Annotated in this window: 22 protein-coding genes and 1 tRNA gene; 14 read left to right on the top strand and 9 right to left on the bottom strand. The window is 69.4% G+C overall.

Going from position 1 to position 26313, the window contains the following annotated elements:
• Positions 1-133: 133 nt before the first annotated feature.
• Positions 134-1672 (top strand): sodium/proline symporter PutP, encoded by a 1539-nt coding sequence (putP, locus tag ACFO8M_RS19080; protein ID WP_387978465.1) that lies wholly within the window; start codon positions 134-136, stop codon positions 1670-1672.
• On the opposite strand, the gene ACFO8M_RS19075 is transcribed toward putP, so the two are convergent.
• Positions 1603-3084 (bottom strand): GGDEF domain-containing protein, encoded by a 1482-nt coding sequence (locus ACFO8M_RS19075; protein ID WP_387978463.1) that lies wholly within the window; start codon positions 3082-3084, stop codon positions 1603-1605. The genes putP and ACFO8M_RS19075 overlap by 70 nt on opposite strands.
• Positions 3085-3356: 272 nt before the next feature.
• On the opposite strand from ACFO8M_RS19075, the gene ACFO8M_RS19070 reads away from it, so the two are divergent.
• The 3 genes from ACFO8M_RS19070 to ACFO8M_RS19060 all read left to right on the top strand — a co-directional run bounded on the left by ACFO8M_RS19070 (position 3357) and on the right by ACFO8M_RS19060 (position 8037).
• On the top strand, positions 3357-5579 hold the full coding sequence (locus tag ACFO8M_RS19070) for an LCP family protein (RefSeq protein ID WP_387978461.1): 2223 nt from the start codon (positions 3357-3359) through the stop codon (positions 5577-5579).
• Positions 5580-5670: 91 nt separating this feature from the next.
• Positions 5671-6786, top strand: coding sequence for an LCP family protein (locus ACFO8M_RS19065; RefSeq protein ID WP_387978459.1), 1116 nt, complete (start codon positions 5671-5673; stop codon positions 6784-6786).
• Between the two features lie 144 nt (positions 6787-6930).
• A complete protein-coding gene (locus ACFO8M_RS19060) occupies positions 6931-8037 on the top strand; it encodes an LCP family protein (protein WP_387978457.1) in 1107 nt (368 codons plus the stop codon).
• A gap of 120 nt (positions 8038-8157) precedes the next feature.
• On the opposite strand, the gene ACFO8M_RS19055 is transcribed toward ACFO8M_RS19060, so the two are convergent.
• From ACFO8M_RS19055 to ACFO8M_RS19045, 3 genes are all read right to left on the bottom strand, one after another.
• Positions 8158-9015 (bottom strand): siderophore-interacting protein, encoded by an 858-nt coding sequence (locus ACFO8M_RS19055; RefSeq protein ID WP_387978455.1) that lies wholly within the window; start codon positions 9013-9015, stop codon positions 8158-8160.
• 221 nt (positions 9016-9236) lie between these two features.
• The gene (locus ACFO8M_RS19050; RefSeq protein ID WP_387978453.1) at positions 9237-11204 is read right to left on the bottom strand and encodes an FtsX-like permease family protein; all 1968 of its coding nucleotides are present in this window, start codon (positions 11202-11204) and stop codon (positions 9237-9239) included.
• Complete coding sequence (locus tag ACFO8M_RS19045) at positions 11201-12244, bottom strand: ABC transporter ATP-binding protein (RefSeq protein ID WP_387978451.1); 1044 nt, start codon at positions 12242-12244, stop codon at positions 11201-11203. Before ACFO8M_RS19045 ends, ACFO8M_RS19050 begins: the two co-directional genes overlap by 4 nt.
• Positions 12245-12480: 236 nt before the next feature.
• On the opposite strand from ACFO8M_RS19045, the gene ACFO8M_RS19040 reads away from it, so the two are divergent.
• The 3 genes from ACFO8M_RS19040 to ACFO8M_RS19030 are packed head-to-tail and all read left to right on the top strand — an operon-like array spanning position 12481 to position 14630.
• Complete coding sequence (locus ACFO8M_RS19040; protein WP_387978449.1) at positions 12481-13665, top strand: sensor histidine kinase; 1185 nt, start codon at positions 12481-12483, stop codon at positions 13663-13665.
• 57 nt (positions 13666-13722) lie between these two features.
• Positions 13723-14019, top strand: a complete 297-nt coding sequence (locus ACFO8M_RS19035; protein WP_387978447.1) for a hypothetical protein — start codon at positions 13723-13725, stop codon at positions 14017-14019.
• Positions 14016-14630, top strand: coding sequence for a hypothetical protein (locus ACFO8M_RS19030; protein ID WP_387978446.1), 615 nt, complete (start codon positions 14016-14018; stop codon positions 14628-14630). Before ACFO8M_RS19035 ends, ACFO8M_RS19030 begins: the two co-directional genes overlap by 4 nt.
• A gap of 52 nt (positions 14631-14682) precedes the next feature.
• On the opposite strand, the gene ACFO8M_RS19025 is transcribed toward ACFO8M_RS19030, so the two are convergent.
• A tRNA-Tyr gene (locus ACFO8M_RS19025) sits at positions 14683-14767 on the bottom strand.
• Positions 14768-15011: 244 nt separating this feature from the next.
• On the opposite strand from ACFO8M_RS19025, the gene ACFO8M_RS19020 reads away from it, so the two are divergent.
• Together ACFO8M_RS19020 and ACFO8M_RS19015 are read left to right on the top strand one after the other, a co-directional pair.
• On the top strand, positions 15012-15503 hold the full coding sequence (locus ACFO8M_RS19020; protein ID WP_387978444.1) for a YajQ family cyclic di-GMP-binding protein: 492 nt from the start codon (positions 15012-15014) through the stop codon (positions 15501-15503).
• Between the two features lie 4 nt (positions 15504-15507).
• Positions 15508-15885: a ribosomal protein L7/L12 gene (locus ACFO8M_RS19015; protein WP_387978442.1), complete on the top strand. Its 378-nt coding sequence runs from the start codon at positions 15508-15510 to the stop codon at positions 15883-15885.
• Here the strand turns inward: ACFO8M_RS19015 and ACFO8M_RS19010 are convergent.
• From ACFO8M_RS19010 to ACFO8M_RS19000, 3 genes are all read right to left on the bottom strand, one after another.
• The gene (locus tag ACFO8M_RS19010) at positions 15882-17048 is read right to left on the bottom strand and encodes a DUF418 domain-containing protein (RefSeq protein WP_387978440.1); all 1167 of its coding nucleotides are present in this window, start codon (positions 17046-17048) and stop codon (positions 15882-15884) included. The two genes, ACFO8M_RS19015 and ACFO8M_RS19010, sit on opposite strands and share 4 nt — an antisense overlap.
• A 139-nt stretch (positions 17049-17187) precedes the next feature.
• Complete coding sequence (gene recD2, locus ACFO8M_RS19005; RefSeq protein ID WP_387978438.1) at positions 17188-19395, bottom strand: SF1B family DNA helicase RecD2; 2208 nt, start codon at positions 19393-19395, stop codon at positions 17188-17190.
• Positions 19396-19433: 38 nt separating this feature from the next.
• Entirely contained in the window at positions 19434-20864 is a 1431-nt protein-coding gene (locus ACFO8M_RS19000) for an alanine/glycine:cation symporter family protein (protein ID WP_387978511.1), read from the bottom strand.
• Between the two features lie 214 nt (positions 20865-21078).
• Between ACFO8M_RS19000 and ACFO8M_RS18995 the strand changes: the two genes are divergently transcribed.
• Positions 21079-21777, top strand: coding sequence for an exonuclease domain-containing protein (locus ACFO8M_RS18995; protein ID WP_387978436.1), 699 nt, complete (start codon positions 21079-21081; stop codon positions 21775-21777).
• Positions 21778-22007: 230 nt separating this feature from the next.
• Here ACFO8M_RS18995 and ACFO8M_RS18990 read toward each other — a convergent pair whose 3' ends face one another.
• A complete protein-coding gene (locus ACFO8M_RS18990; RefSeq protein WP_387978434.1) occupies positions 22008-22745 on the bottom strand; it encodes a hypothetical protein in 738 nt (245 codons plus the stop codon).
• A 428-nt stretch (positions 22746-23173) separates the two neighbouring features.
• Between ACFO8M_RS18990 and ACFO8M_RS18985 the strand changes: the two genes are divergently transcribed.
• From ACFO8M_RS18985 to ACFO8M_RS18970, 4 genes are all read left to right on the top strand, one after another.
• On the top strand, positions 23174-23671 hold the full coding sequence (locus ACFO8M_RS18985) for a CarD family transcriptional regulator (RefSeq protein ID WP_270118284.1): 498 nt from the start codon (positions 23174-23176) through the stop codon (positions 23669-23671).
• 106 nt (positions 23672-23777) lie between these two features.
• A complete protein-coding gene (gene ispF / locus ACFO8M_RS18980) occupies positions 23778-24236 on the top strand; it encodes a 2-C-methyl-D-erythritol 2,4-cyclodiphosphate synthase (protein WP_387978509.1) in 459 nt (152 codons plus the stop codon).
• 20 nt (positions 24237-24256) lie between these two features.
• Positions 24257-25102: a tetratricopeptide repeat protein gene (locus ACFO8M_RS18975; RefSeq protein WP_387978432.1), complete on the top strand. Its 846-nt coding sequence runs from the start codon at positions 24257-24259 to the stop codon at positions 25100-25102.
• 55 nt (positions 25103-25157) lie between these two features.
• A complete protein-coding gene (locus ACFO8M_RS18970) occupies positions 25158-26252 on the top strand; it encodes a fumarylacetoacetate hydrolase family protein (RefSeq protein ID WP_387978430.1) in 1095 nt (364 codons plus the stop codon).
• Positions 26253-26313: the final 61 nt, after the last annotated feature.

The following is a 26313-nucleotide window of genomic DNA, read 5'->3' as shown; positions in this document are numbered from 1 at the left end:
ACCCAGACGGGCATTGAGAGCGATCTATGGAACTTTCGCGCGCTAGAGGGACATAAACAGCGGTTCCTCTGCGGCCTAGACCACTGTATGATAAGCGCCATTGCCCGAATACCTTCGATTGCGAGGTACTCCAATGGTCGAACTCAATGGTCCGATCGTCACGACCTTCATCGCCTACCTGATCGTCATGGTGCTCATCGGCATCTGGGTCTACAAGCGCACCAAGACCCTCGCCGACTTCGCACTGGGCGGCCGCTCGCTCAACGCCCCGACCGCCGCGCTCTCCGCCCAGGCCTCCGACATGTCCGGCTGGCTCCTCATGGGCCTGCCCGGCGCGATCTACGCCGCCGGCATCGGCGAAGCGTGGATCGCCATCGGCCTCGCAGCGGGCACCTACCTCAACTGGCTGTTCGTGGCCCCGCGCCTGCGCACCTACACCGAGCGCGCCCACAACGCGATCAGCCTCTCCGCCTACTTCGAGTCCCGCTTCGAGGACCGCACCCACCTGCTGCGGATCGTCTCGGCGCTCATCATCTTCGTGTTCTTCACCGTCTACGTCGCCTCCGGCCTGGTCGCCGGCGGACTCCTCTTCGAGGACATCTTCAACATCGACGCGACCCTGGCGATGACCATCGCCGCGCTCGTGGTCGTCGTCTACACCTTCCTCGGCGGCTTCCTGGCCGTCTCGTTCACCGACTTCGTCCAAGGCGTCCTCATGTTCATCGCCCTGGTCGCCGTCCCGGCCATGGCCATCGGCGCGCTCGGCGGCTTCGACGCCATGTTCGGCGAGGTCGAGCGGACCAACCCGAACCTGCTCAACTGGATCGACGAGGCCAGCTACGCCGACGGCGCCTGGGGCACCGGCGGCACGCTCAGCTTCGTCGCCATAGCCGGGCTCCTGGCCTGGGGCCTCGGCTACCCCGGCCAGCCGCACATCCTCGCCCGCTTCATGGGCATCCGCTCGGCCAAGGACATCCCCGTCGCCCGACGCATCGCCATGGCGTGGGTCCTCATCTGCCTCATCGCCGCCGTGCTCATCGGGCTGGCCGGCATCGCCTTCATCGAGGAGCCGCTCGCCAACCCCGAGACGGTGTTCCTCACCCTCGTCCAGGACCAGTTCAACCCCTGGATCGCCGGGCTCTTCCTCTCGGCCGTCCTCGCCGCGATCATGTCCACCGCCGACTCGCAGCTGCTGGTCGCCTCCACGGCCGTCTCCGAGGACTTCTACCGCCGCTACGCCCGCCGCGAGGCCCGCGACAGCGAACTGGTGTGGATCGGCCGCGCCGCCGTCGTCGCGGTCGCCGTCATCGCCTACGCCCTGGCGCTCCAGGGCGGCTCCGTGCTCGACATCGTCGCCTACGCGTGGGCCGGTTTCGGCGCGGCCTTCGGACCGATCATCATCCTGTCGCTGTACTGGACCCGCATGACCTGGATCGGCGCACTCGCCGGGATGCTCGCCGGCGCCGGCACCGTGGTCACCTGGGAGGCGCTCGACTCGCCCGGCGGGGTCTACTCCCTGCTGCCGGGCTTCGCCGCCGGCCTCCTCGCCGCCTGGATCGGCGGCAGCCTCGGCCGACGCCCCGAACGCGTCTGGATCGGCAACTACCGCAACGCCACGCCCGAGGACCTCGAACCGACCGTTAAGAACGGCTTACGAGACCGCTTCATCTGATACATCGCCTGGTCGGCAGCCCAAAGCGTCTGCGATGGGTTGCCGCCGGCGACCAGGCGAGCCCAGCCGATCGAGACGTCCACCGGCGTGCCCGGCGCCGAGTACTCCCAGTTCTCGCTGCCCACCGCGATCCGGATCCGCTGCGAGACCGCGTCCGCGTCGTACTCGGTCGCGCCCGGCAGCACCAGGATGAACTCGTCGCCTCCGGTGCGCGCCAACAGGTCCCCGGTCCGCACCACGCTCGACAGCAGCGCCGCGACCCGCTGCAGGATCACATCCCCCGCCTGGTGGCCGTGCGTGTCGTTGACCGCCTTGAACCCGTCCAGGTCCAGCACCGCGATCATCCCGTCCCCGTCCACATCGGAGAGGAACTCGTCGAGGCGGCGCCGGTTCGGCAGGCCCGTCAGATCATCGGTGTTCGCCCGGTCCGCCCAACCCGCCACGGCCCGCCGCAACTGGTCCCGGTCCACCAGGGCACCGGCCGAATCCAGGTAGATCGAATGGAACTCGTTGATCTGCTTGTACAGCGCGTACGTCGTCGCGTGCGCGGCCAGGATCGACGCCGCGTGGTCGCCCTTCGCGACCAGCGCCAGCGACTTGAGGTGCTGCGGCTCCATCACGCCGAGGGTCTCGTCCCCGATGTCGCGCGCCTCCAGCACTTCGAGTGCCTCCAGGCCCCGCGCCTGCGCGATGAGCCGCGAAGCCCGCGCCAGCGTGCGCAGATCCATCGCCTCCACCGAGGAGGTCTCCTCCGGCAGCAGATGCTCGACCGACCAGTTCTCGCCGACCCCCAGGAGGCTCACCCGCGCCAGCGCGTAGTGGATCCACTCGAGTTCACGCGTGTCGAGCTCGTGCAGGCTCGGCTTGACGCGGCGCAGCTCCTTGAGCAGCAGGTAGTTGCAGGCCCGCGCGTCGCCGGTGTAGTAGCGCAGCAGGGCGTCCCGGACCCGGACCTCCACGCCCTCAACGGAAGAGCGGCCCACGCCGGTGCCCTCGGCGAGCGTGTGGCACTCGTCGAGCGCGTGCGAGGCCTGCTGCTGGTAGCCGCAGTTGGAGAGGATCACGGCGAGGTCGTACCAGGCGTCGACGGCGGCCTGGCTCTCCTCGGTCATCGCCTGGAGGGCGCGGCGTGAGAGCACCAGCTGCTCGGCGGTGAGGCCGAGGGCCTTGATGTAGTGGTGGTAGTACCAGGCGGCGAGCGCGTGGTACTTGCCGGTGAGGCGGGGGTCCTGGCAGCGCGAGACGGCGGCGCCGGCCTGGTCGATGGTGCCGGGGATCTTGTCGGTGGCGCGCTGCGAGATCTGGCCCTGGAGGATGAACAGCCACGCTTGGGCGCGCTGGTGGACGGTGTCGGAGTTGTAAACGATCCACGTGGCCTCGGCGACGGCCTCCGCGACCTGGCCCGACCGCATGAGGGCACGCAGACGCCGATACTGATCGGCATAATCACGCGCAGACGTGATCCCCCTCCGTGGCGTCACGCGCTCTATCCTGCCACCGCGGAGCCGATATATCCAGTGGCGCACGTCGTGGCCGCATTCCTCCTTGTGTTCTCGAATGGGTATGGGCCCTAACCGTTTTCCTCCACGGCCGGGCTGCGGCGCATAAAGTGTCAGCAGTGCCCGAAATGGAAGGATGGTGGGCTTTGCTCCCTGCGTGTCCCTGCAATACGTGTGGTGAACCGATGCCGGTGGCCCCTGGGGCGACCGTGCTGGCCTGCGATTCCTGTGGCACGAGGGTGCACGGGCGCCCGGCGTCGCGGCAGTTGCAGGACCCGGACTGGGTCGCTTTGCCGCCCAAGGCGAAGCTGCGGTACGCGGACGATACGGCGGAGATGCTGGTCGCGCCCGATGCGCTCGTGCCGTTCCGGATCGAGCGGGCCACGGCGCGGCGGCTGCTGCGGGATTGGGCGCGGGGGCGCTGGTTCACGCCGCGGGCGTTCCGGCGGATCGACGAGTCGGAGTCGTTCCGGGGCGCGTTCCTGCCGTTCTGGGTGTGGGACGCGCGGACGCGCTCGCGGTACAAGGCCGCGCGGGGCGAGCACTACTGGTCGCAGGCCGGGGGCGGCGGCCGGGTGCGCGGGGTCCGCTGGCTGCCGGCGGCGGGCCGCGTGGACCGGGACTTCACGGCGGTGCCGGTGGCGGCGACGGCGCGGCTGGAGGGACGAGCGCTATCGAAGCTGTTGCGGGACTGGACGATCGACGACGCGGTGCCGTTCGAGGCGCGGATGCTCGACGGGTACTGGGTGCAGCGCTACGACATCGAGCCGGAGGTCGGCCTGGAATTGGCGAAGGCCCGGATGGCCGCGGCGGTGGAGGGGGAGGTGCGCTACCGGGTGGGCGGGGACGAGCAGCACGTGCCGACCATCGAGACGGCGTACTCGGGGCTGGCATACCGCCTGGTCCTGCTGCCGGTGTGGCTGGTCTCCCACCCGCATCGGGGGCGGCGGCGGATGGTCGCGGTCCACGGTGAGAGCGGCCGGGTGGTGGGGATGAGGCCATGGAGCGTCGCCAAACTGGTCATTACCGCGGCCCTCACGTTGGGTGTGGCGGGCGCCATACTATTTTTTGGTCGATTATCCCTTTCGCCCTGCCCCGCAGGGCCGCTCGGCGGTAGAGGAATCGCCTACGCGGAGTGCTTGCTCTATGGTTCGTGGAACGCAACGCGGCAGCTGAGCTGCGCGTGTATCCCTCGAAGCGTGCCAGCCTCCCCCCGGCTGCGCCGCGGCACCCCACGAACCGTTCCGGGAGAGGCTATGGGCAGCCCGATGAAACACGCCGCCGCCAAGGCGTCGTCGCCTTGGTGGGCGAAGACCATGGTCGTCGTCGGCTCGACGGTCATGGTCGTCTCCGGCGGCGGCGCGATCGCGGCCCAGGTGAGCGTCAGCACCCTCGAGGACTCGGTGAACCAGGCGAACCTCCTCGACGACCAGCGGGTCGAGATCGAGGAGGGCGCCGAGATCACCGGCCCCCTGAACTTCCTGGTGCTCGGCACGGACGAGCGCGTCGACGCCGGCGGCGAGGCGCGCACGGACGCGAACATCATCGTCCACGTCAACAAGGACCTGACGCAGGTCAGCATGATCTCGCTGCCGCGCGACCTGTACGTGGAGATCCCCTCGGGCACGCCCGCTTCGGAGACGAAGCTGACCGAGGCGTTCGCCTATTCCGAGGACTGGGGCGAGTCGTTCCAGAACACGGCCGAGACGATCACGAACCTCACCGGCATCGAGTTCAACGGCGGCGCGATCGCGAACTTCGAGGGCTTCCTCGACATGGTCGACGAGCTGGGCACCATCGAGCTGTGCCCGTGGCACGAGATCAAGTCGATCCACACCGACAAGGTCTTCCCCAAGGGCTGCGCGGAGTACGGCAAGAAGGACGCCCTCGACCTGGTGCGCCAGCGCTACGGCTGGGACTCCCCCGAGGACGTCGAGCAGGGCATCTGGGGCGACTTCGGCCGCCAGAAGATGCAGCAGCAGGCCATCAAGAAGATCCTGGAGCGGGCCAAGGAGCAGGGCTACGTGACCGACCCGACGAAGGCGGTGAACCTGCTGTCCACGTTCGGCGACGCGCTGACCCTGGACACGGGCAACTACCAGCTCATCGACCTGATCACGCAGATGCGCGACGTGGATCCGGCCGAGATCGTCTCGATCGGCACGCCTTCGTCGGCGGGCGACATCAACGGGACCTCGTACGTGGTGATCCACGAGGGCACCGAGGAGGAGACCGCGGCGGCGGAGTTGTGGGACGCCATCGCGAACGACACCATCGACGAGTGGGCGTGCGCGAACGACGAGTGGCTCAGCGGCGATTCGAAACCCGACTGCGCGGCGACGACCGCACCGGTCGACGGGGGGTCGGCCGCCGAGGAGTCGCCGAGCGATGGGGAGACCGCCGGCTGACGTTCGACCGCAGGTCCCGAACGGTGCAACCCCTCGCGTTTATCGAAGTGTTATGCATGGTGAATAATGCTGACCTGACCATTGGAGTTGCATGGCTGGCAAAAGCGGGGCGCCTTGGTGGGCGCACATGATGCTGTACGCGGGCGGTCTGACGATGGTCGTCGCCGGAGGTGCGGCGGCGGTGACGCAGATCGGCTTGAACACTGCGAACAACGCGTTGGAACAGGAAGAGTTCCTCGGTGACGCGCAGGCCGACATGGACGTCGAGAACATATCGGGGCCTTTGAACATCCTCGTGCTCGGCGTCGACAAGCAGGGCGGGTCGACCCGCTCCGACACGATGATCATGGTGCACGTCAACAAGGACCTCACCGACGTGTCGATGGTGTCGCTGCCGCGCGACCTGTACGTCGAGATCCCCGACTGCGGGCCCGACTGGGGCAACGACACGTGCATGCAGAAGCTCAACCACGCGGCGTCGATCAGCGACGACTGGGAGGGCGTGACCCGGCCCAACGTCATCGACACGATCTACAACCTCACGGGCGTCCAGTTCCACATGGGCGCCACGGTCGACTTCAACGGCTTCATGGACCTGGTGGACCTGGTCGGCGAGATCCAGTTGTGCCCGTGGCACGAGATCACCTCGATCCACGGCGACAAGCGGACCTTCCCCGAGGGCTGCGCCTACTACAACAAGGAAGAGTCGCTCGACCTCATCCGCCAGCGCTACCCGTGGGACGACCCCGAGGACTACGAGAACGACCTGTGGGGCGACTACGGGCGCCAGGCGATGCAGCAGCAGGCGATCAAGTCGCTCATCACCGAGCTGAAGGCCGACGGCTACCACAAGGACCCCGGGAAGCTCGGCGACGTCCTGAACGGCCTGGGCGACAAGCTGACCCTCGACATGCCGGAGGGTCTGACCGCGATCGACCTGGCGGTGAACCTGCGCGACATCAACCCCGAGGACATCACCTCGATCCGAGTGCCGGCGACCTCGCAGGAGACCGAGGTCGGCTCTTCTGAGGTGATCGCCGACGGCGAGCAGCAGATCGCCGCCGACGCGCTCTGGGAGGCCATGCAGAACGACACCATGGACGAGTGGATCACCCAGTACCCGGAGTGGGTCAAGCAGACCGGCAACTCGGCGACGGAGACGACCGAGCCCGCTGAAAGCGCCTCGGCCGAGGAGACCGCCGAGTAAGACCGGAGAGACTGAAAGGCGGGGCCGCGCGATGACGCGGCCCCGCCTTCTTGCACGCCACAAAATGCGGGCCGGTGCAACCGCAGGCGGGTACCGTAGCGTTTCTTCCAATGGACAATGCTGCGGACCGACCCTTGGAGTCGCATGGCCGGCAAGAGCGGAGCGCCCTGGTGGGCGCACCTGATGATGTACGCGGGCGGCCTGACGATGGTCGTCGCCGGCGCGACCGCGGCTGTGGCGCAATTCGCGTCGACCACCGCGGAGAACGCGGTCCCGACCGAGGACATCCTCGGGAACGCGCAGGCCGAGGTCGAGGAGATCAAAGGGCCGCTGAACATCCTGGTGCTCGGCGTCGACAAGCAGGGTGACTCGACCCGCTCGGACACGATGATCCTGGTCCACATCAACGAGGACCTGACCGAGACGACGATGGTGTCGCTCCCCCGCGACCTGTGGGTGGAGATCCCCGACTGCGGGCCCGGGTTCAACAACGACCCGTGCGAGAACAAGATCAACCACTCGGCGTCGATCAGCGGCGACTGGGAGGTGACGCGCCCCAACGTCGTGCAGACGATCTACGACCTGACGGGCGTGCAGTTCCACCTGGGCGCGACGGTGGACTTCGAGGGCTTCCTCGGGCTGGTCGACATGGTCGGCGAGATCGAGCTGTGCCCGTGGCACGAGATCCAGTCGATCCACGGTGACAAGCAGACCTTCCCCAAGGGCTGCGCGATGTACGACAAGGACGAGTCGCTCGACCTCATCCGCCAGCGCTACGGGTGGTCCTGGGATTCGGACTGGGAAGAGGGTCGCGGCGGCGACTACGGGCGCCAGGCCATGCAGCAGCAGGCGATCAAGTCGCTGCTCAAGGCGTTCAAGGAGAAGGGCTACCTCACCGATCCGGGCAAGCTGACCGAGATCCTCGAGGGTTTCGGGGACTCGCTGACGATCGACAAGCCTGAGGAGTGGAGCGTCACCGACCTCGCGGTGAACCTGCGCGACATCGACCCCGAGAGCATCACCAGCGTCCAGGTGCCCTCGACGCCGGACCAGACCGTCATGGGCGGCGAGACGATCTCGATCGTCAAGACCCACGAAGGCGCGGAGCAGGAGGCGGCCGACGCGCTGTGGGACGCACTCCAGAACGACACGCTCGACCAGTGGATGACCCAGAACCCCGACTGGGTCAAGACGCCGGGGAAGACGTCGACGGAGACGCCGGCCGAGACCGAGAGCGAAACGACCGACTAAGACGGCATGAGCAACGGGGCCGCGCCCCTCAGCGTTGCCAATTTACGGCTCGCAAGCTTCGCCGAGGCTGCTTGCGAGCCGTAAATTGGCAGGATGCGAGGCCCCGTTCGCCGTATTCGCTTACTGCGCCACTGAACCCGCGGCTTTGGCCTCGTCCTCGTCGTCGACCTTGCGCCATTCGGGCTTGGAGGACTGCCAGCCGTCCTCGTCGTGGCCAAGGCGCCAGTAGCCGGAGATCGAGAGGCGCTCGCGCGGGACCTCACGTTCGAAGCGGAGGAGGCGGCGCAGGTCGCGGACGAAGCCGGCCTCGCCGTGGACGAAGGCGTGCACGTCGCCTTCGGGGAAGTCGAAGCCGCGCACGGCGTCGACGAGGCGCTCGCCGATGCGGGCGCCGCCGCGGTGGAGCCAGGTGACATTGACGTCGGCCGCAGACTTGAGCTGCTGCTCCTCTTCGGGCCCCTCGACTTCGAGGAAGACGTGGGCGCGGGCGCCGGGGTCGAGGCGTTCGACGGCGACCGAGATGGCCGGGACCGCGCTCTCGTCGCCCGCGAGGAGGTGCCAGTCGGCGTCGCGGGCCGGGGCGTAGGCGCCGCCAGGGCCGACGAAGCGCACGAGCTCGCCGGGCTGGACGTTGGCGGCCCAGGGCCCGGCGAGGCCCTCGTCGCCGTGGTAGACGAAGTCGATCCACAGTTCGCGCGCGGCCGCGTCCCAGCGCCGCACGGTGTACGTGCGAGTGACGGGCCACTGCTCGCGCGGGAGCTCCTCGCGGATGCGGGCCAGGTCGAACGGCTCGGGGTACTCGACGCCCGGGGCCGGGAACTGGAGTTTCAGGTAGTGGTCGGTGTAGTCGCCGCAGTCGAACCCGTCAAGGCCCTCGCCGCCGAGCACGACGCGGATCATGTGCGGGGTGACCCGCTCCGTCCGCAGCACTTCGGCGGTGGTGACCATGGGGGTCCTGCGTCCTCGGCCTTCAGCCACTTCGGGCTCCTCATGTATCGGCTCGCCCCACCCGCTCGACGAGGCATGCGAGCCGGGCCTCGTCGGGAGAAACTTAGGTTTCCCTAACTATCACACTTGGAAACCGTCGACCGCCAGCGGGATGTGATCCTCGTCAAGATGGCCACAAGAAAAGTGGGCCGTCAGGCGTGGGACGCGCCGCGGCCCCGCCCGGTGCCGGGCGGGGCCGCGATACCGCTGAACTAGTCGGGCCGGGGGCTCACGTCGTGCATGACCGAGCGCAGGAGCGGCCGTGACAGGGCCCCGGCGGCGATGACCGCCACGACCCCCGCGGCGACCGTGGCGCCGAGGATGAGCGCGCCGCTCGCGTCGAAGCCCATGCCGCCGATGACCGGCGAGGTCAGGACCATCCCGGTGAGGATCGACGCGCCGCCGATGATCCCCAGCGGCAGCAGGGTCTCCTGGCGGCGGGCGTCGTCGAGCACCTTCTGCTCCGTCCCGGCGAGGTGCAGGAGCCGGTAGGTGCGGCGGCGGTCGAGGACCGAGCCGATCGCGCTGATCGCCGCCGAGACGGCCGCGGTCAGGAAGACCACCGCGAGGACCACCGTGACGCCGGTGCGCACCGAGCCGATCAGCCGGTTCGACATGATGCTCGAGTCGACCTCCCGTTCGGGCGCGTCGCCGGGCAGGACCGCGGTCATGGTGCTGCGCACCGCTTCGAGCTCCGCGCCCGTGGTGGTCGCCTCGATCACCGCTTTGCCGTCCTCGGCGGTCAGGTACCCGCTGGAGTCGACCACCGCGACCTCCGCGGCGTCGCCGAGCCGGTCGCCCAGGCCGGCCGCGAGGGCATCCGCTTCATCCGCGGGGACCATCGCCGCCACGGTCTCCGTGCCCTGAGTGCTCGTATCCGCTTGGAGCATCGGGAACATCGCGACCGATCCGGCCACGAAGCCCGCGATCGCGACCCCGGCGACCGCGCGCCACGCGGCCTTCGGGTCGTCGGCGAGCCGCCGGGCCGCCAGCAGCCGGGCCGGGCCCTTCGCGGTGCGCGCCAGGATCCGGCCGAGTCGCTGGACGATCCACGGGCCGACGAGGTTCACCGCCGCGAGCGTCCCCGCGAACAGGCCGATGAGGATCGCCACGGCGATCATGTCGCCGCCCACGAAGTTCGTGCCGACCATGAACGCCACCGCGAGCACCGCGAACACGACCAGACGGATCGCCTTGAGGCCCTTGGTCTTCACGCGCCGCGCCACCCCGAGCGGGCTGATCACGACACTGCGCAGTCCGATGAGCGCCGAAGCGGCCACCAGCACGGGCACCGCGCTCGCCACCGCGATCATCCACGGGGCCCCGGCCCACAGATCGCCGACGTACCAGCGCCCGCCATCGATCGGGATCAGGGCGACGAGCGGCGTCACCGCCGTCCACGCGAGCGTCCCGGCCAGCGCCCCGGCTACGGCCGCGAGCGTCGTCTCGATCAAGGTGAGACGCATGACCTGGCCCGGTGTCGCGCCGATGAGGCGCAGCGTCGCGAGCCGCTCGTCGCGGCGCGACACGGTGAGCCGGGCCGCGGCCGCGCCGAAGACCGCGGCGGGCACGGCCATGAGGATCGCGGCCAGCACCATGAGGATCATGTAGAAGCCGTAGACGACGTCCGCGCTGCCGCCCGCGAAAGTGCTGAACTCCATGGGGGACACCGAGTCCGCGTTGGAGCGTTCGGCGGTCATCACCGGATCGGCGGCGTCGCGGCCGACCACGGCCACGAGCTCGTTCGGGTGCGCGAGCGCCTCCGGGCCGAGCTCTCCGGCGACTTCGACATCGCCGTAGCGGGCGAGAAAATCGGATTCGGGGACGTCTTCGAGCAGGTCGGCGGCGGCCGGGGAGAGCCAGACCTCGCCGGGCGCCGGGAACGCGTCCATGCCCGGCGGGACCGGCGCGTCGTCGCCGATCGCGGCGAGGTCCACGCGGGTGACCGAGTCGCCGCCGTAGTGGTCGGCGGCCGTGGCGATGATCGCCCCGGCCTCGCCCGTCGGCGCGGCCGGTTCGCGCCAGGAAGTGCGGTCGGCGCGCTCGTCGAACGCGAAGTTCCCGGCCACGGCGAACTGGAGCAGCAGCGTCGCGACGGCGACCGCGAGCGCGGTCAGGCCCGTGCTCAAGAGGGCGCTGCGCCCGCCGAAGCGGGTCAGGCGCCAGGCCAGTTCGGTCATCGCCAGACCTCCACGACCGACTCGTGACCGAAGCCCGGGCCGGCGGAGCGCATGTGCGGCGCGGCCGCCTGGCCGCCCGCGTCCGGTCCCGCGACGGCCGGACCGGGTCCGGCCCCACCGCCGGGTCGGGCCGGACCCGGTCCGAACGCCTCACCGCCGCGGCCCACCGCGTTCACGGCGGCGACCGATCCGGCGGCGAACGCGACCGGGCTCGCCGAAGCATCGTCTTGCGCCGCATGCGAACCGGGGCCTTCCGCTCCCGGCCCGGCAGCGTTCCCACTCTGCCGCACCGGAAGTGCGCTCGCGCCCGACGGGCCAGAACCGGCCCGCAGGCCCGCACCGACCGGTTCGTCGAACCCGGTCCTGCCGCCGTCACCGGTCCGCGGTGTGCCGCTGAGGCGCCCGTCGCGGATCTCGATGGTCCGCGTGCAGCGCGCCGCGATGCGCGGGTCGTGCGTGACCACGACGAGCGCCGCGTCAAGCTCCCTGACCGTGTCGAGCAGGACCTCCATCACCTGGTCGCCCGTCGCGCGGTCCAGCGCACCGGTCGGCTCGTCCGCGAAGACCACCGCCGGGCGGACCACGAGCGCCCGGGCCAGCGCGACCCGCTGGGCCTCGCCGCCGGACAACTCTCCGGGACGGCGGTCCTCCTTGCCCTCCAAGCCGAGCCGCCGCAGCTCCGCGCGAGCGGGTTCGAGTGCGGCCTTGCGGGAGGTGCCGCCGAGCATGAGCGGCAGCGCCACGTTCTCCTCAGCCGGAAGCTCCGGCAGGAGCTGCCCGAACTGGAACAGGAACGCGAAGCGGGTGCGCCGCAGGTGGCTGCGCTGGCGCTCGGAGAGGGCGTCGATGCGTTCGTCGAACAGGCGCACCTCCCCCGAGTCGGGCCTCATGATCCCGGCCAGGCAGTGCAGCAGGGTCGACTTGCCCGAGCCGCTGGGCCCGGTCACGGCCACCGATTCGCCGGGGCCGACGGCGAAGTCCACGCCGTCGAGCGCAGGGGCGGTTCCGAAGTGCTTGGTGAGCGAGCGGGCGGTGAGCATGGGCGGCCTCATCGGCGGGCCTTCCCTTCGGGTGCGATGAAGGGCAGCGCCGTGCCCGCAATGAGGAATGCGATCGTGAGCACCAGGCTCACGACGAGTGCGATCTCCAGGAATCCGTTCATGAAGCCAGCTTCGCTTCGACGAAGGGGTATCGGCTTCGGCTCGGCGGCCGGTATCCGGCGCCCCGGGTCGGCCGTTCGACCGAGGGGCGCGTTTCGACGGCTACCTTCGACGGCATGACGTTGCGCCGTTCCTGGAGTGTCCGCACGAACAAGCTGGCGATGCGCCTGCTCAAGATCTGCATGGTCTGCGGGCTGGTCCTGGTCCTGCTCGCCGACACCCTGTCGACCTCGGGGACGAAACCGATCCCGATCGTCGTGCCGATCGGATGGCTCGAATTCGCGAGCGGACTCTTCGCCATCGGCGTGTACACGCTCTACCGGCCCGGTCGCAAACGCTGGATCGCCGCGGTCGCGGTCGTATCGATTCTCGTCACCGCGGTGGAACTGCTGGTGGACACGGACACCCGAGGCGTCGGGACGGCCGAGCTCCTCGCGCTGGGCCTGCTCATGCTGTACGCCGTAAGGCAATGGGACGCCCCGCCCGGGCGGTGGGTCGCACTGGTGACGGCGGTCGCCGCCGTCTTCATCGGCCAGCGGATGTTCGTCTACCCGGGCTCGAACGCCGGCGGAACCGTCCTGATCATCTTGACCCTTTCGACGATCACCGGATTCGGCGCGTACCTGCGCGGCATGGACAAGCTGCGGCGCGAGACGCAGGAGGAGGTGCGCCAGGCCGAGCGGCTGGAACTGGCGCGGGAGATGCACGACTTCGTCGCGCACCACGTCACTGGCATGGTGGTGCTCGCGCAGGCCGCGCAGGTGACGAACACGGACCCGAAGCAGGCGTTCGCGGACATCGAGGAGGCCGGGCTCGCCGCGCTGACCTCGATGCGGCGCATGGTGAAGATGCTCCGCAACGACGACGCGGGCGCGGGCACGAACCCGCTCGGGGACCTCGCGCAGATCGAGGACCTCGTGGAGCGGTTCAACCGCGAAGGCACCGACACGACGTGCTTCATCTCGCCTGAACTGGCGGGCAGCACCGTGGCGCCGGAGATCGCGGCGACGGCGCACCGGATCGTGCGGGAGGCGCTGACGAACGTGCGCAAGCACGCGAGGGGCGCGTCCCGCGTGCGCGTGGTGGTCGCGGCCGCGAGCGGGAACGGCCTCGAAGTGTCGGTGCGCGACGACGGCAGGGCCGGCCGCGGGAAGCTCGCCGACTCGGGCGGCGGCATGGGCCTCTTGGGCCTGGGCGAACGCGTCGGGGCGGTCGGAGGCCAGCTCAGGGCCCAACCGAGGCCCGAGGGCGGCTGGGAGACGGCGGCCTGGCTGCCGCGCGAGACGGCCACACCCGCCTGACTCGGCAGCCGGTAGCGGTGAACCCTGAATAGTTCGGTCCTCGCCTAGTCTGGTCCGATGTCGAACAGTGACAACCGCACTCAACGTCAGGAAAGACGCATTCGTCCACCGCTCGAGCACAGCGTGTCGGTATTCAAATGGCAGATCCTTTGCAAGCGCATCGGAGCCTGGTCGATGTTCATCGCCGCGGCGCTGGCTTCGACGCTTTACGTGGACTCGCAATTTGAGCTGCTGCTGGCGACGGCCACCCTGCTCGCCGTCTTCATCGGCGCGCTGATGCTCATGTTCTTGAGCATGATTGGTCCCGAATACGTGCGGAACCCTCCTGACTTCCGCCTTGAGGAGGACCGGTGAGCGTCACGGAGACGGCCTTGCGGATCATGCTGACCACGCTGCTCATCCTCATTTGCGTCGGGCCCGCGATCTTTCTCTGCTGGTCGATGCGAGGAGACCGGGAGCGGATCCGGTACATGACGGGGCGGTTCCCATTCGATGAGGACAATCGCCCGGCGACAGATCCTCCCCGGATTCAGCCCTGGGAACGGCCTTACCGCGGAAACCACTGGCCGGACCCGCGACCTGCGAACGCCCAGATCGACGATGACGACTGCGCCAAGTACATCGACCGCGCCGAGCGGTCCGCCATGAACCGAAGGATAAGCGGAGCACTGGTCGTCCTGGTCACTGCCAGTGTGTTCGGCAATCAGCTCACCGCCATCTGGTCGAACGCACCTGAGATGAACTGGCTCGCGCTCGGGGGCTTCTGCATCACTTTCGTCCTCGCGATGATGGGGGTGTTCCGTCAGGAGTTCGAGGCACGCCACTGGACCAAGGTCGCCGAGGCCTACCGGGCGCGGCGACAACGCATGAGTGCGGAGGCGCGAGCTCATGAAGAGGCCCTGCGTGCAGCTCAGCGAACGTTTCCCGAACGGCTGTCATCCGCATGGAAGGCCTTCCGGGGTTGAGACCCGGTGATGCGGAGGGCCCGCGACCTCTGGGTCGCGGGCCCTCCGCTACTGGTGGCAGGTGCAGGATTCGAACCTGCGAAGTCGATGACGGCTGATTTACAGTCAGCTCCCTTTGGCCACTTGGGTAACCTGCCGTGGCTTGTAGCGAGAGCAAGAATAACCTCCCCTCCCTGGGGGTGCGCAAGCGGGTTGTCCCCCGATGAGACCGCGTTCACTGGCGTGCCGCCGCCACGCGCGCGCTCGCGGCGGCGGGCCCGGACTAAGCTTGACGATCGCGCCCCTCGCGCCGAGCCCCTGACAGCGCGCCCCTGACGCCGCACCATTGACACCGTGCCCTGGACACTGGGCCGCCACACGACACGGAAGGACCGGACTGCCATGGCTGACGCCTCGTTCGACATCGTCTCCGAGATCGACCTGGCCGAACTCGACAACGCGATCAACCAGGCCCAGCGGGAGCTGAGCACCCGGTTCGACTTCCGGGGCACCGGCGCGAACGTCGAGCGCAGCGGCGACGAGGCGGCCGTGATCACCGCCGAGACCGAGGACCGCGTGAAGGCGGCCCTCGAAGTGCTCAAGGAGAAGCTGATCAAGCGCGGGATCTCCTTGAAGGCCCTGGACGCGGGCGAGCCGCGCCAGTCGGGCAAGGAGTCCAAGATCGACGTGGCCTTCAAGCAGGGCATCACGACCGAGGACGCCAAGAAGATCGGCAAGATCATCCGCGACGAGGGCCCCAAGGGCGTCAAGCCCCAGGTCCAGGGCGACAAGCTCCGCGTCACCGGCAAGAAGCGCGACGACCTGCAGGAGGTCATCAGCCTGCTCAAGGGCAAGGACCTCGAAGTGGCGCTCCAGTTCACCAACTACCGCTAGAGCGATGCACGTCTCGCTGGTCAACGTCCTGGTCCTCGCCCTGTTCGTCGTGGGCGGGGGCCTGGTCGCGCTCATGGTGACGATCACTCAGCGCAGCTACAAGCAGGACGAGAAGTCCGAGCACTGGGTGGTCTACCCCGGCGCCGAGGGCGGATCGCGCCTGGAGGCGCGGTGGGCCGTGGTGCTCGACGAGCCCGGGAAGCGGCCGATCCTGGTGATCAAGGAGATCCGCGGGATCACCGGGCTCGGGCTGGGACCGGCGAAGGCGTTGGTCGACAACGTTCCGTCGACCGTGGTGTCCGGCGTGGACCATTCGACGGCGACGAAGGCGCACGCCGTGCTCGCGCGCGCGGGCGCGCGAGCACGGATGGCCGAGGCTTAACGCCGTTCTGCGAGCCTGCGCAGCAGCGTCTCGAACGGGCCGCGGTGCCCGGCGCGGCGCATCCATTCGGCGAGCGCCAGCGAGACGACCCAGATCCCGATGCCGACCGCGAAGCTCCCTGCCAGGCCCATCGTGCCGCCCAGGTCGAGCATGAACGGGTAGTACAGGACCAGGAACATCGCGGACTGGAAGATGTAGAAGGTCATCGAGCGCTGCCCGAGGGCGGCGACGGCGGTCGTGAAGGGCCCGCGCCGCGCCAGGCGGATCGCGATCAGTCCGACCAGGGCCGCGGCCCCGATGCCTCCGGCGTAGCCGCCGAGCGAGTGCCCGGCCGTGGCGAGCCAGCCGATGGTGCCGGTGTCGGCGTCGAGCACGCCGGTCTGCATGAGGGTGTACGGGATCCGAGCGACGAGCGCGAACCCCAGGAAGCCGAGGGCGACGCCGCGGAGCAGGCCGCGGTGGCGTTCAGGCTCGTCGAGGACGCGGCGGCGCGCGGCCCACAGGCCGAACACCATCGCGGGCACGATCATGACGACCGAACCGAGGGCCTTCGACGGGAAGACCGTGAGGCCCAGCAGCAGGTGGGCGCCGAAGTCGTCCTTGATGAAGTCGATGCCCGCGCCCGGCTGCGAGCCGGCGGCGATCTGCTTCAGCTGCTCGATCTCGGTCCACATGCTCAGCGCGATCGCGGCGGCGAGCACGGTGAAGCCGGTCCACAGGAGCGTCTTGCCCCTGGCGCGGACGAGCCCGGCGAACAGCAGCAGCGTGACCCCGTACGCGGAGATGAAGTCGAGCGGGACGAGCACGACCATGTTGAGGAAGCCGATGACGAGCAGCCAGAAGGCCCTGCGGCGCATGAGCTTCCGGATATCGGTCCAGTCGCTGCCCTGGGCGGCGCGGCTCAGTGCGAGCTGGCCGAGGCCGTAGCCGAACAGGAAGATGAACATGATGCGGGCCTGGTTGTCGAACAGCAGGACCCGCGCGGTGTCGGCGGCGGCGTTGAGCCCGCTCGGCCCCCGGTCCCAATCGGCGATGAACCCCGGAATGTGCGCGAGCGCGATGGCCAGCAGCATGAAACCGCGGGCGAGGTCGGGGGCGAGTGAGCGGCCGCGCGGTGCGACGGATTCGGGCGGGGCCAGCAGACCCGCGTTGGGGTGGGACACGGAAGCTCCTTTTGCGGTGGGGGCGTTCGTGATGCCCCCTGGCGGACGATGAAGTGGGTGGCGCGCCATCGCCATGAGCATAATATACATATACGTATAGTCGAGCGCAAGCCGAGCCCGAGGCGTGCGTTCGGTGAGGTCAGTCTCCGAGGCGGTGGGTCAGGCCCGTGTGGCGTTTGCCGGTGCCCTTGGTGCGCACCGCGACCGCGAGGGCCTGCTTGGAGCCGACGAGCACCACGAGGCGCTTGGCGCGGGTGATCGCCGTGTAGATCAGGTTGCGCTGCAGCATGGTCCAGGCGCTCGTGGTCACGGGGATGACCACCGCGGGGTACTCCGAGCCCTGGGAGCGGTGGACGGTGATGGCGTAGGCGTGCACGAGCTCGTCGAGTTCGGCGAACTCGTAGTCGACGTCCTCGTCCTCGTCGGTGCGCACCGTCATGGTCTGGGCGACCTCGTCGATGGCCTGGACGAGCCCGACCGTGCCGTTGAAGACCCCCGCCTTGCCCTTCGCGTAGTTGTTGCGGATCTGGATCACCTTGTCGCCCAAGCGGAAGACGCGGCCGCCGTGGCGGCGTTCGGGCAGGCCCTCCTTCGCGGGGGTGAGCGCCTCCTGCAAGCGGGCGTTGAGGTTCCCGGCGCCGGGGCCGCCGCGGTGCATCGGGGTGAGGACCTGCACGTCCCGCACCGGATGGATGCCGAACCGCTTCGGGATGCGGTGGGCGACGATCTCGACCACGCGGTCGGCGACCTGCTCGTTGTCGTCGCACGCGAACCAGAAGAAGTCCGGGAAGCCGTCGAGCTCGGGCAGCTGCCCCTGGTTCACCTTGTGGGCGTTGGCGACCACGCCCGATTCGGCGGCTTGGCGGAAGATCCGGGTCAGGCGGACGCGCGGCACGACCGGGGCGGCGAGGAGGTCGCGGAGGACCTCGCCGGCGCCGACGCTCGGGAGCTGGTCCACGTCGCCGACGAGCAGCAGGTGCGCCCCCGGCGGGACGGCCTTGACGAGCTTGTTCGCGAGAATCGTGTCCAACATGGATGACTCGTCGACCACGAGCAGGTCCACGTCGAGCGGGTTGTCGCGGTCGTAGGCGGCGTCGCCGCCGGGCCGCAGCTCGAGCATCCGGTGGAGCGTGCGGGCCTCGAAACCGGTGAGCTCGGCCAGTCGCTTCGCGGCGCGGCCCGTGGGGGCCGCGAGCATCACCTTGGCGCCCTTGGCCTTCGCGAGAGCCACGATCGAGGAGACGGTGAAGCTCTTGCCGCAGCCGGGCCCGCCGGTCAGCACCGCCACCTTCTCGGTGAGCGCGAGGCGCACGGCCTCGGCCTGCTCGGGCGCGAGCTCGGCGTCGGTGCGCCGCCGCAGCCACGCGAGGGCCTTGTCCCAGTCGACGCCTTGGAAGGCCTCCAGCCGGTCCTCGCCGGCCCGCAGGAGCGCGGTGAGCCCGGCCGCGAGGCCGCGTTCGGCGTGGAAGAACGGCGCGAGATAGCGGGCGGGGACGGTGGAGTCCTTCGCCGGGACGTCATCGGCGATCACATGCTCGCCCGCGGCCGACAACTCCCCCAAGGCCTTCGTGACCGGGCCCGATTCGAGGCCGAGGAGCTCCACGGTGTCCGCGATGAGGTTCGGGGCGGGCAGGAAGCAGTGCCCGGCGTCGGAGGCCTGCGACAGCGTGTACTGGAGGGCCGCCTTGATCCGCTCGGGCGCGTCGTGCGGGATGCCGACCGCGCGGGCGATCGCGTCGGCCGTGCGGAACCCGATCCCCCACACCTCGTTCGCGAGGCGGTACGGCTCGTTCTTGACCACACCGATCGCGGCGTCCCCGTACTGCTTGTAGACGCGCACCGCGAGCGAGGTGGAGACCTCCACGGACTGGAGGAAGACCATGACCTCCTTGATCGCCCGCTGCTCCACCCAAGCGGCCGCGATGGCCTTGGTGCGCTTGGGTCCCAGACCGGGGACCTCCGCGAGGCGCGCGGCGTCCGCGTCGATCACCTCGAGGGTCTCGGCGCCGAAATGCGCCACGATCTTCTCGGCGGTCTTGGGCCCGACCCCTTTGATGAGGCCGGACCCGAGATACCGCTCGATGCCCTGGACGGTGGCGGGCAGGACCGTCCGGTACGACCAGACCTCGAACTGGCGGCCGTACTTCGGATGGCTCGACCACCGGCCCGTCAGCGACAGCGACTCGCCGACCTGGGCACCCAGGAGCGGGCCGACGATCGTGACGAGGTCCGCGCCGCCGCGCGCCGGGCTGGCGCGGGCGATGGTGTAACCGGTCTCGTCGTTCGCATACGTGACGCGCTCGAGGACCGCCTCGAGTTCCGTCCCACCGCTCCGGGGCTCCGCCATGGAACTACGGTAGACGGCGGGTACGTCAAGCCCTTGTTCTAATCCCTCGCCGTCACGAGCTCCCGCGTGTCCTCCGGCGGCGTGTCGGTGGCCCCTTCGACGGCGTTCGTCGGCAGCAGGCGCCAGTCCGGCCGCGCGAAGAACTCCTTCGTCTCGCGGTACACCAGCGGCGTCAGCATCAGCAGGCCGATGAGGTTCGGCAGGGCCATGAGCCCGTTCGCGATGTCCGACAGGCCCCACAGCAGGTCCAGGCTCGTGACCGCGCCGAGGTAGGAGACCAGGACGTACACGACCCGGTAAGGCCAGATCAGAGCCCGGCCCGTGTACCGCTCGAGGCATTTCTCGCCGTAGTAGGACCAGCCGATGATCGTCGAGAACGCGAACGTGGCGAGGCCGACCGCGACGATGAAGCCGCCGATCGCACCGCCCGTGGTGCCCGCGCCGCCGAGGCCCTCCTCGAACGCGAGACGCGTCAGGGACGCGGAGGTGACCAGTTCGCCCGCATCGTCGACCGCGCCGAGCACGCCGGTCACCACGATCACGAGACCGGTCATGGTGACGACGACGATCGTGTCGATGAACGTCTGCGTCATCGACACCAGCGCCTGGCGCACCGGCTGGTCGGTCTTGGCCGCGGCGGCCGCGATGCCGCCGGTGCCCAGGCCCGACTCGTTCGAGAAGATGCCGCGCGCGAAACCGATCTGGATCGTCAGCATGATCGCCGAACCGGTGAAGCCGCCGACGGCCGCGCCGCCGCTGAAGGCCTGCTCGAAGATGGTCGCGAACGCCGTGCCCAGCACGTCGACGTTGAGGACCAGCACCGTGAGCGCGCCCGCGACGTAGAAGATGATCATGAACGGCACCAGGGCGGCCGAGACGTGCCCGATCCACTTGATGCCGCCGAGGATCGTGACGGCCACGAGCACGAAGATCACCAGGCCGGTCAACTGCGGGGTCCACCAGGAATCGGCGGGCAGCTGCGCGTCGAGCGCGCTCGTGACGTTCCCGGACTGGACCGCGTTGCCGATCCCGAAGCTCGCGATCACGCCGAACAGCGCGAACAGGAACGCCAGGACCTTGCCGATCGGGCCGGGGATGCCGTCCGAGAGGTAGCGCTGGGGGCCGCCGGACTGCTCGCCTTGCTTGTTGGTGACGCGGAACTTGACGCCGAGGAGCGCCTCGGAGTACTTGGTGGCCATGCCGAGGAAGCCGGTCACCCACATCCAGAACAGCGCGCCGGGGCCGCCGATCGCGATGGCCGCGCCGACGCCGCCGATATTGCCGACGCCCACCGTCGCGGCGAGCGCGACCGACAGCGCCTGGTAGTGGCTCAGGTCCCCTTCGGAGTCCGAGTTCTCGCCGCGCTTGAACAGCGCCAGCCACAGCGAGTAGCCCAGCCGCCGGAGCTGGATGCCCTTGAGCTGGATCGTGAAGATCAGGCCCACGCCGAACAGCGTGAAGATGAGCATCGGTCCCCAGACCACTTCACCCACTGAGGCGATGGCGGCACCGTACTCCTCGTTCAGGCCGTCGGCCCAGGACTGGATGGTGTTCGTTACGGGGTTGAGGAAGTCCATGTAGTCCACATGCTCCTTTCTGCGGAGGTATGCGCGGATAGTCGGGGTGCTCCCGCGCCCGGAGAGCATATAGGGGAATGTCGGCCCCTCCCGGTACGGTGTGGCCATGAGTGAACGATGGTTTGAAGGACCCCTGCTGGGCTTCGACACCGAGACGACCGGCGTCGCGGTGGACCGGGACCGGATCGTCCAGGCCGCGCTGGTGAGCGACACGGGCCAGGGCCCCGGGGGCGAGGCGGCGCGCGTGTGGCTGATCAACCCGGGCGTGCCGATCCCGCCGGGGGCCACGAGGGTCCACGGGATCACCGACGAACAGGTGCAGGCCGAGGGGCTCTCCCCGGTGGAGGCGCTCGCCGAGGTCGCGGCGGCGCTGCGCACAGCCGTCGATGGCGGCGTGCCCGTGGTGGCGTTCCGGGCCGGGTTCGACTGCACGCTCCTGTCGTATGAGCTGGAGCGGCACGGCATCGAGCAGCCGGACTGGGCGCGCATGGCGATCCTGGACCCGTCGGTGCTCGACAAGCGCGTCGACCGGTACCGCAAGGGCAAGCGAACGTTGGGAGTGACCGCCGCGCAATACGGTGTGCCGCATTCGGAAGCGCACTCGGCGGCGGGCGACGCGGCCGCCACGGTGGCGCTGGCGCGGGCGATCGGCGCGATGTACCCGGAGGTCGGCGGCATCACGCCGCAGGAGCTCCACAACTCGCAGGTGCAGTGGCACGCGGAGGACGCGGCGAGCCTGGAGGCGTACTTCCGCCGCAAAGGCCGCGACGAGGTCGTGGACCGCCGCTGGCCGCTGAACCGCTGAAGGCCAGAGTCTCAAGGCGAACGGCCAGTGCCTCAGGGCGAAGGCGAGGGAACTTCCGCGCTTTTCAACTCAAGGCCGATTTACCGTCCACAAACCCCCACCCACCACAGAGGGGACCGAAGCCTAGGTCCGATCGTGGCAGGGGGGTCCGACAAGAAACCGGCCGGAAAACCGACTGAGGGCCCCGATTCACTCGATCGGGGCCCTCAGCGCAAGTTCGGTTCGCGTTCCTAGTGGCCTTCGGCCGCTTCCTCGGGCTCGTAGTACTCGCGCTCGTCGGGCTCGAGAGCCTGGCCGACCGGCAGGCTCGCCGGGACCTCGGTGCCGTCCGAGAAGTGGAAGAGCACGTCGATGGTGGCGCCGGAGACGAGCTCCACCTGGAGGTTCTCGATCAGGAAGTACGTGCCGGCGGAGACGCCCTGGTCCAGGCGCACGTAGCCCGCCGGGGCGATGGCGATGGGCGCGAAGTCCGCTTCGCCTTCGAGCGCTTCGCCCTCGGGCGCCTCGGTCGCTTCCTCGGCGGGAGCGCTGGACTCGGCGTCCTCGGCGTCGACCTCCTCGGAGGCCGTCTCCTCGGGCGACTCGCGGGCGGCTTCCGCCGCCTCCTCGGCCTGGGCGACGGGGTCCAAGTAGGTCACCGTGCCGAGGTCCTCGGTGGGCTCGCCGTTCTCGTCCACGAGGTCGATCCCGGTCAGGCTCACCTCCGCGTCGCCTTCGTTGCCGATCCACAGCCGCAGGGCCGCGTCGTCACCGACCGCGTAGCCCTCGGCGGAGTCGAACTCGACCTGGAGGTCGCGCAAGGCGATGGTCCCCTCGTCGATGTTGACCCCGGCGATGGCGCTCTGCTTCTCGTCGGTCTGGGTCTCCAGACCCGCGCCGCATGCGGACAGAGCGGTCGCAGCGGCCCCCGCGATCGCGATAGCGGCCGCGCGACGAACCGTGATCGCCGTGCTGATTCCCCTGACCACTGCTGGTCCTCCCTGAGTTCCGACAGGAATGCTGACGACAGCGTAGACGACGAGCACTCATCGTTTTCCTTGGCAGGGCGCGAGGCGAGCCCTGGATCTCATCCGGACACCGCTGGAACGTATTCACGTTGGGACGCAACGGAAAACGTGCATCGACCGGTCATTGAGGCAGGTCGGTGCGGCAGGCGCGGCGGTAACGATTCCCTCGCTCCCACCACCCGGGAGCAGCACTCCGACGGTCTCCGTGGCGGCGGACACGGAAGAGGGACGCAGGCCTCATTTGTCTCCTCCGCTCGCCGCCCGGAAGCCCAAGGTGCCGTAGAGTAATCAGTCACATACCAATTGACCAGGGAATTCGTGGCGATCCACTGTCGGGGAAACACCCGATCACGTGTTAGGCTAGACACAGCGAAAGGGGTTTCGATCCTATGGGTTTTAGTGTCGGCGAGACCGTTGTCTACCCCCACCACGGGGCCGCACTCGTTGAAGCTGTAGAGACTCGCACCATCGGTGGTATCGAACAGGAATACCTCGTGCTGCGCGTCGAACAGGGTGACCTCACGGTCAAGGTTCCAGCCAAGAACGTCGAGCTCGTCGGCGTCCGGGAAGTCGTCGGTGCCGAAGGCCTCGAAGAGGTCTTCGAAGTGCTGCGCGCGCCTCACACCGAGGAGCCCACCAACTGGTCGCGGCGTTACAAGGCCAATGTCGAGAAGCTCGCGTCCGGCTCTCCGCTGAAAATAGCAGAGGTGGTTCGGGACCTGTGGCGGCGTGACCGCGAACGGGGCCTGTCGGCGGGGGAGAAGCGCATGCTCTCCAAAGCCCGCGAGATCCTCACCGGCGAGATCGCCCTCGCCGAAGACTGCATCAAGACCGAGGCTGACAACATCCTCGACAAGGTCCTGCTCTCGGAGGCCCCGGTCAAGTAGCCGGTCCCCCGTTCAGAACCGCATCAGCGTGAGCTTCGATCACAGCGCGGACTCCCACGAGCGCGAAAGCGCGAACGACAGTGCGAGTCCCCATACGCCCTTCGTCATCGGGCACGGCAGCGACGTGCACCGCTTCGACGAGGAGCAGCCTTGCAGCCTCGCCTGCCTTCAATGGCCGGGCGAGGCTGGTTTGGCGGGACACTCCGACGGTGACGTGGCCGCTCACGCGGCCTGCGACGCCCTGCTCTCCGCCGCCGGCCTCGGCGACCTGGGCTCCAACTTCGGCACCGCCCGACCCGAATGGGCCGGCGCCTCCGGTGCCGCGCTCCTGGCCGAATCCGCCCGCCGCGTCCGTACCGCCGGATGGTCGGTCGGCAACGTGTCCGTGCAGCTCATCGGCAACCGCCCCAAGATCGGCCCGAGACGCGCCGAAGCCGAGACCGCCATGTCCGAGGCGATCGGCGCCCCCGTACGGCTGTCGGCCACGACCACTGACGGCCTGGGCTTCACCGGACGAGGCGAGGGATTGGCCGCGACCGCGGTAGCGTTGCTGTACCAGCACTGAAATCCGTTCGGAAGTTGTCCATGGACTCAGACCCCACCCGCCGCACCGTCGCGGAGCACCTCCAGCGCGCCGAGCTCATGTTCGACCTCGGCCAGGTGCCCGACGCCCGCGCGGAAGTCGACGCCGCACTGCGCGTCGACCCCCTCGACCCCGACGCCAACGCCATGGCCGCCGCGTGCGCCCTGGCCGTGCAGGACCCCGACGAGGCCCTCGTCTACGCCGGGGCCGCCCTCGCCCACAAGCCCGAGCATCCCCGGGCGATGATCACCCGCGGCTACGCGCTCGCCGACGCCGGACGGCGCGAAGAGGCCATGCAGGCCGCCGCGAGCCTCCTCGACCTCAACCGCGACTCCTGGCGCCATCACATCCACTACGCGCTCATCACCCGCCGCGCCGGCGCGGGCCAGCCCGCCCTCGACGCCGCCTGGAACGCCGTGAACCTCGCGCCCGACCAGCCGCGCACCCACCTGGCGCTCGCCGCGATCGCGGAAGACCTCGGCATGGACGACCTGGCGAAACGCTCCCGGCGGGCCGCCACGGACCTCGGCACCGAAGACGCGGCGCCGGGCACCCGACCCGGCTCCGACCCGTACGACGAGCTGCCGCCCGAGGCCCGCCGCGCCCGCCGAAAATGGGTCGACGCCGCCCCCGACGACCCCCACTGGCGCGAGAAGATCTACGGCCCCGGGCTCTTCCGCGGCGCGATCGGCCGCTCCGTCCTGCTCGGCATCGCCGTGGTCTTCGCCGTCCCGGCCCTGCTCGGCACCGAGATAGACCCCGTCCCGCGGCTGTTCTTCGCCGCCGTCGCCGTCACCGCATGGGTGGGATGGTTCACAGTTCTCCGCCGCCACCGCAACCCTGAGTGACCTTTCGCTCGCGGCGCTCGTTAGTCCTTCACCACGATCTTTGGAGGACGAACTAGTGACGACGTGCTGGGTCCCAGGGGCCGACGAGAGTCCCTACAACATCCACAACCTGCCGTTCGGGGTCTTCTCGACCGCCGCCGAGACGCTGCCGCGCATCGGCGTGCGCATCGGCGACCAGATCCTCGACATGCACAAGGCGGTCCAGTCGGGCGACTGCCAGACCTGCGCCGCCTGCACCGCCCTTCGCGATCCCGCGCTCAACCGGCTCCTGTCGCTGGGCAAGGACGCGTGGCGCCAGGTGCGGGCCCAAGTGCAGGAGGCCCTGACCGAATCGAGCCTCCAGGACATCGCGAGCAGCTGGCTCACACCCATCGGCGACGCCATCATGCACGCGCCGCTCCTGGTGACCGACTACGTCGACTTCACCATGCGCGCGCCCGACGCCGGGCGGATCTTCCCGCGCGCGTCCAACGGCCGGGCCTCGACGATCATCCCCTCCGGGATGGACCTCGCGCGCCCCGCCGGGCACCGCCGCGGCGAGGACGGCCAGCCCGTGTTCGGGCCCACCCGGGCACTCGACATCGAAGCCGAGGTCGGCTTCCTCATCGGCGGCGAGTCGCCGCTCGGGCAGCCGGTGTCGCCCGACGCGTTCGAGGATTACGTGTTCGGCGCGGTCCTGCTCAACGACTGGACCGCCCGCGACTTCGCCGAGCTCGAGACCGACGGGCTCGGCCCGTTCGCCTCGAAGTCGTTCGCGACCTCGATGAGCGCGTGGGTGACCCCGATCGAGGCGCTCAACGCGGCCCGCACCGCCGCGCCGGAACCGAACGCGGACATGGCCTCGTACCTGAAGGAATCCGACCGGTACGGGTTCGACCTGCACCTGAGCATCGAGGTGAACGGCGTGGCCGTGGCCGGGGCCGACTTCGCGGAGTCCTACTGGACCCCCGCGCAGCAGCTCGCGCAGCTCACCGCCGGCGGCTCGGTCCTGCGACCGGGCCTGCTGTACGGCTCCGGTGAAGCCGTCACCGGCCAGTTCCGGCTCGAGAACGGCGACGCGGTGGCCGTGACCGCGACCGCGCCGGGACCGCGCGGCACCACCATCGCCCTCGGCGAGGTCGCCACCCGCGTCCTGCCGTCCATCACCTGACCCGAAGCGCCACAGGTGTGCGCCATCGCCTCCGCGACGGCGCACACCCACACGGGTACTC

This window comes from Glycomyces rhizosphaerae, from assembly GCF_042647865.1.
Classification (GTDB): domain Bacteria; phylum Actinomycetota; class Actinomycetes; order Mycobacteriales; family Micromonosporaceae; genus Glycomyces; species Glycomyces rhizosphaerae.
The sequence above is the reverse complement of the archived record's forward strand: the minus strand, read 5'-3'. Positions and strand labels throughout refer to the sequence as shown.

Excerpts from the sequence above, each read along its gene's own strand:
- ACFO8M_RS18975 (WP_387978432.1), top strand. The coding sequence starts at position 24,257 with ATGGACTCAGACCCCACCCGCCGCACCGTCGCGGAGCACCTCCAGCGC.
- ACFO8M_RS19070 (WP_387978461.1), top strand. The coding sequence starts at position 3,357 with ATGCCGGTGGCCCCTGGGGCGACCGTGCTGGCCTGCGATTCCTGTGGC.
- ACFO8M_RS19060 (WP_387978457.1), top strand. The coding sequence starts at position 6,931 with ATGGCCGGCAAGAGCGGAGCGCCCTGGTGGGCGCACCTGATGATGTAC.
- ACFO8M_RS19020 (WP_387978444.1), top strand. The coding sequence starts at position 15,012 with ATGGCTGACGCCTCGTTCGACATCGTCTCCGAGATCGACCTGGCCGAA.
- ACFO8M_RS18995 (WP_387978436.1), top strand. The coding sequence starts at position 21,079 with ATGAGTGAACGATGGTTTGAAGGACCCCTGCTGGGCTTCGACACCGAG.
- ACFO8M_RS19050 (WP_387978453.1), bottom strand. The coding sequence starts at position 11,204 with ATGACCGAACTGGCCTGGCGCCTGACCCGCTTCGGCGGGCGCAGCGCC.
- ACFO8M_RS19035 (WP_387978447.1), top strand. The coding sequence starts at position 13,723 with ATGTCGAACAGTGACAACCGCACTCAACGTCAGGAAAGACGCATTCGT.
- ACFO8M_RS19000 (WP_387978511.1), bottom strand. The coding sequence starts at position 20,864 with ATGCTCATCTTCACGCTGTTCGGCGTGGGCCTGATCTTCACGATCCAG.
- ACFO8M_RS19015 (WP_387978442.1), top strand. The coding sequence starts at position 15,508 with ATGCACGTCTCGCTGGTCAACGTCCTGGTCCTCGCCCTGTTCGTCGTG.
- ACFO8M_RS19065 (WP_387978459.1), top strand. The coding sequence starts at position 5,671 with ATGGCTGGCAAAAGCGGGGCGCCTTGGTGGGCGCACATGATGCTGTAC.
- putP (WP_387978465.1), top strand. The coding sequence starts at position 134 with ATGGTCGAACTCAATGGTCCGATCGTCACGACCTTCATCGCCTACCTG.
- ACFO8M_RS19045 (WP_387978451.1), bottom strand. The coding sequence starts at position 12,244 with ATGCTCACCGCCCGCTCGCTCACCAAGCACTTCGGAACCGCCCCTGCG.
- recD2 (WP_387978438.1), bottom strand. The coding sequence starts at position 19,395 with ATGGCGGAGCCCCGGAGCGGTGGGACGGAACTCGAGGCGGTCCTCGAG.
- ACFO8M_RS18985 (WP_270118284.1), top strand. The coding sequence starts at position 23,174 with ATGGGTTTTAGTGTCGGCGAGACCGTTGTCTACCCCCACCACGGGGCC.
- ACFO8M_RS19075 (WP_387978463.1), bottom strand. The coding sequence starts at position 3,084 with ATGCGGTCGGGCCAGGTCGCGGAGGCCGTCGCCGAGGCCACGTGGATC.
- ACFO8M_RS19040 (WP_387978449.1), top strand. The coding sequence starts at position 12,481 with ATGACGTTGCGCCGTTCCTGGAGTGTCCGCACGAACAAGCTGGCGATG.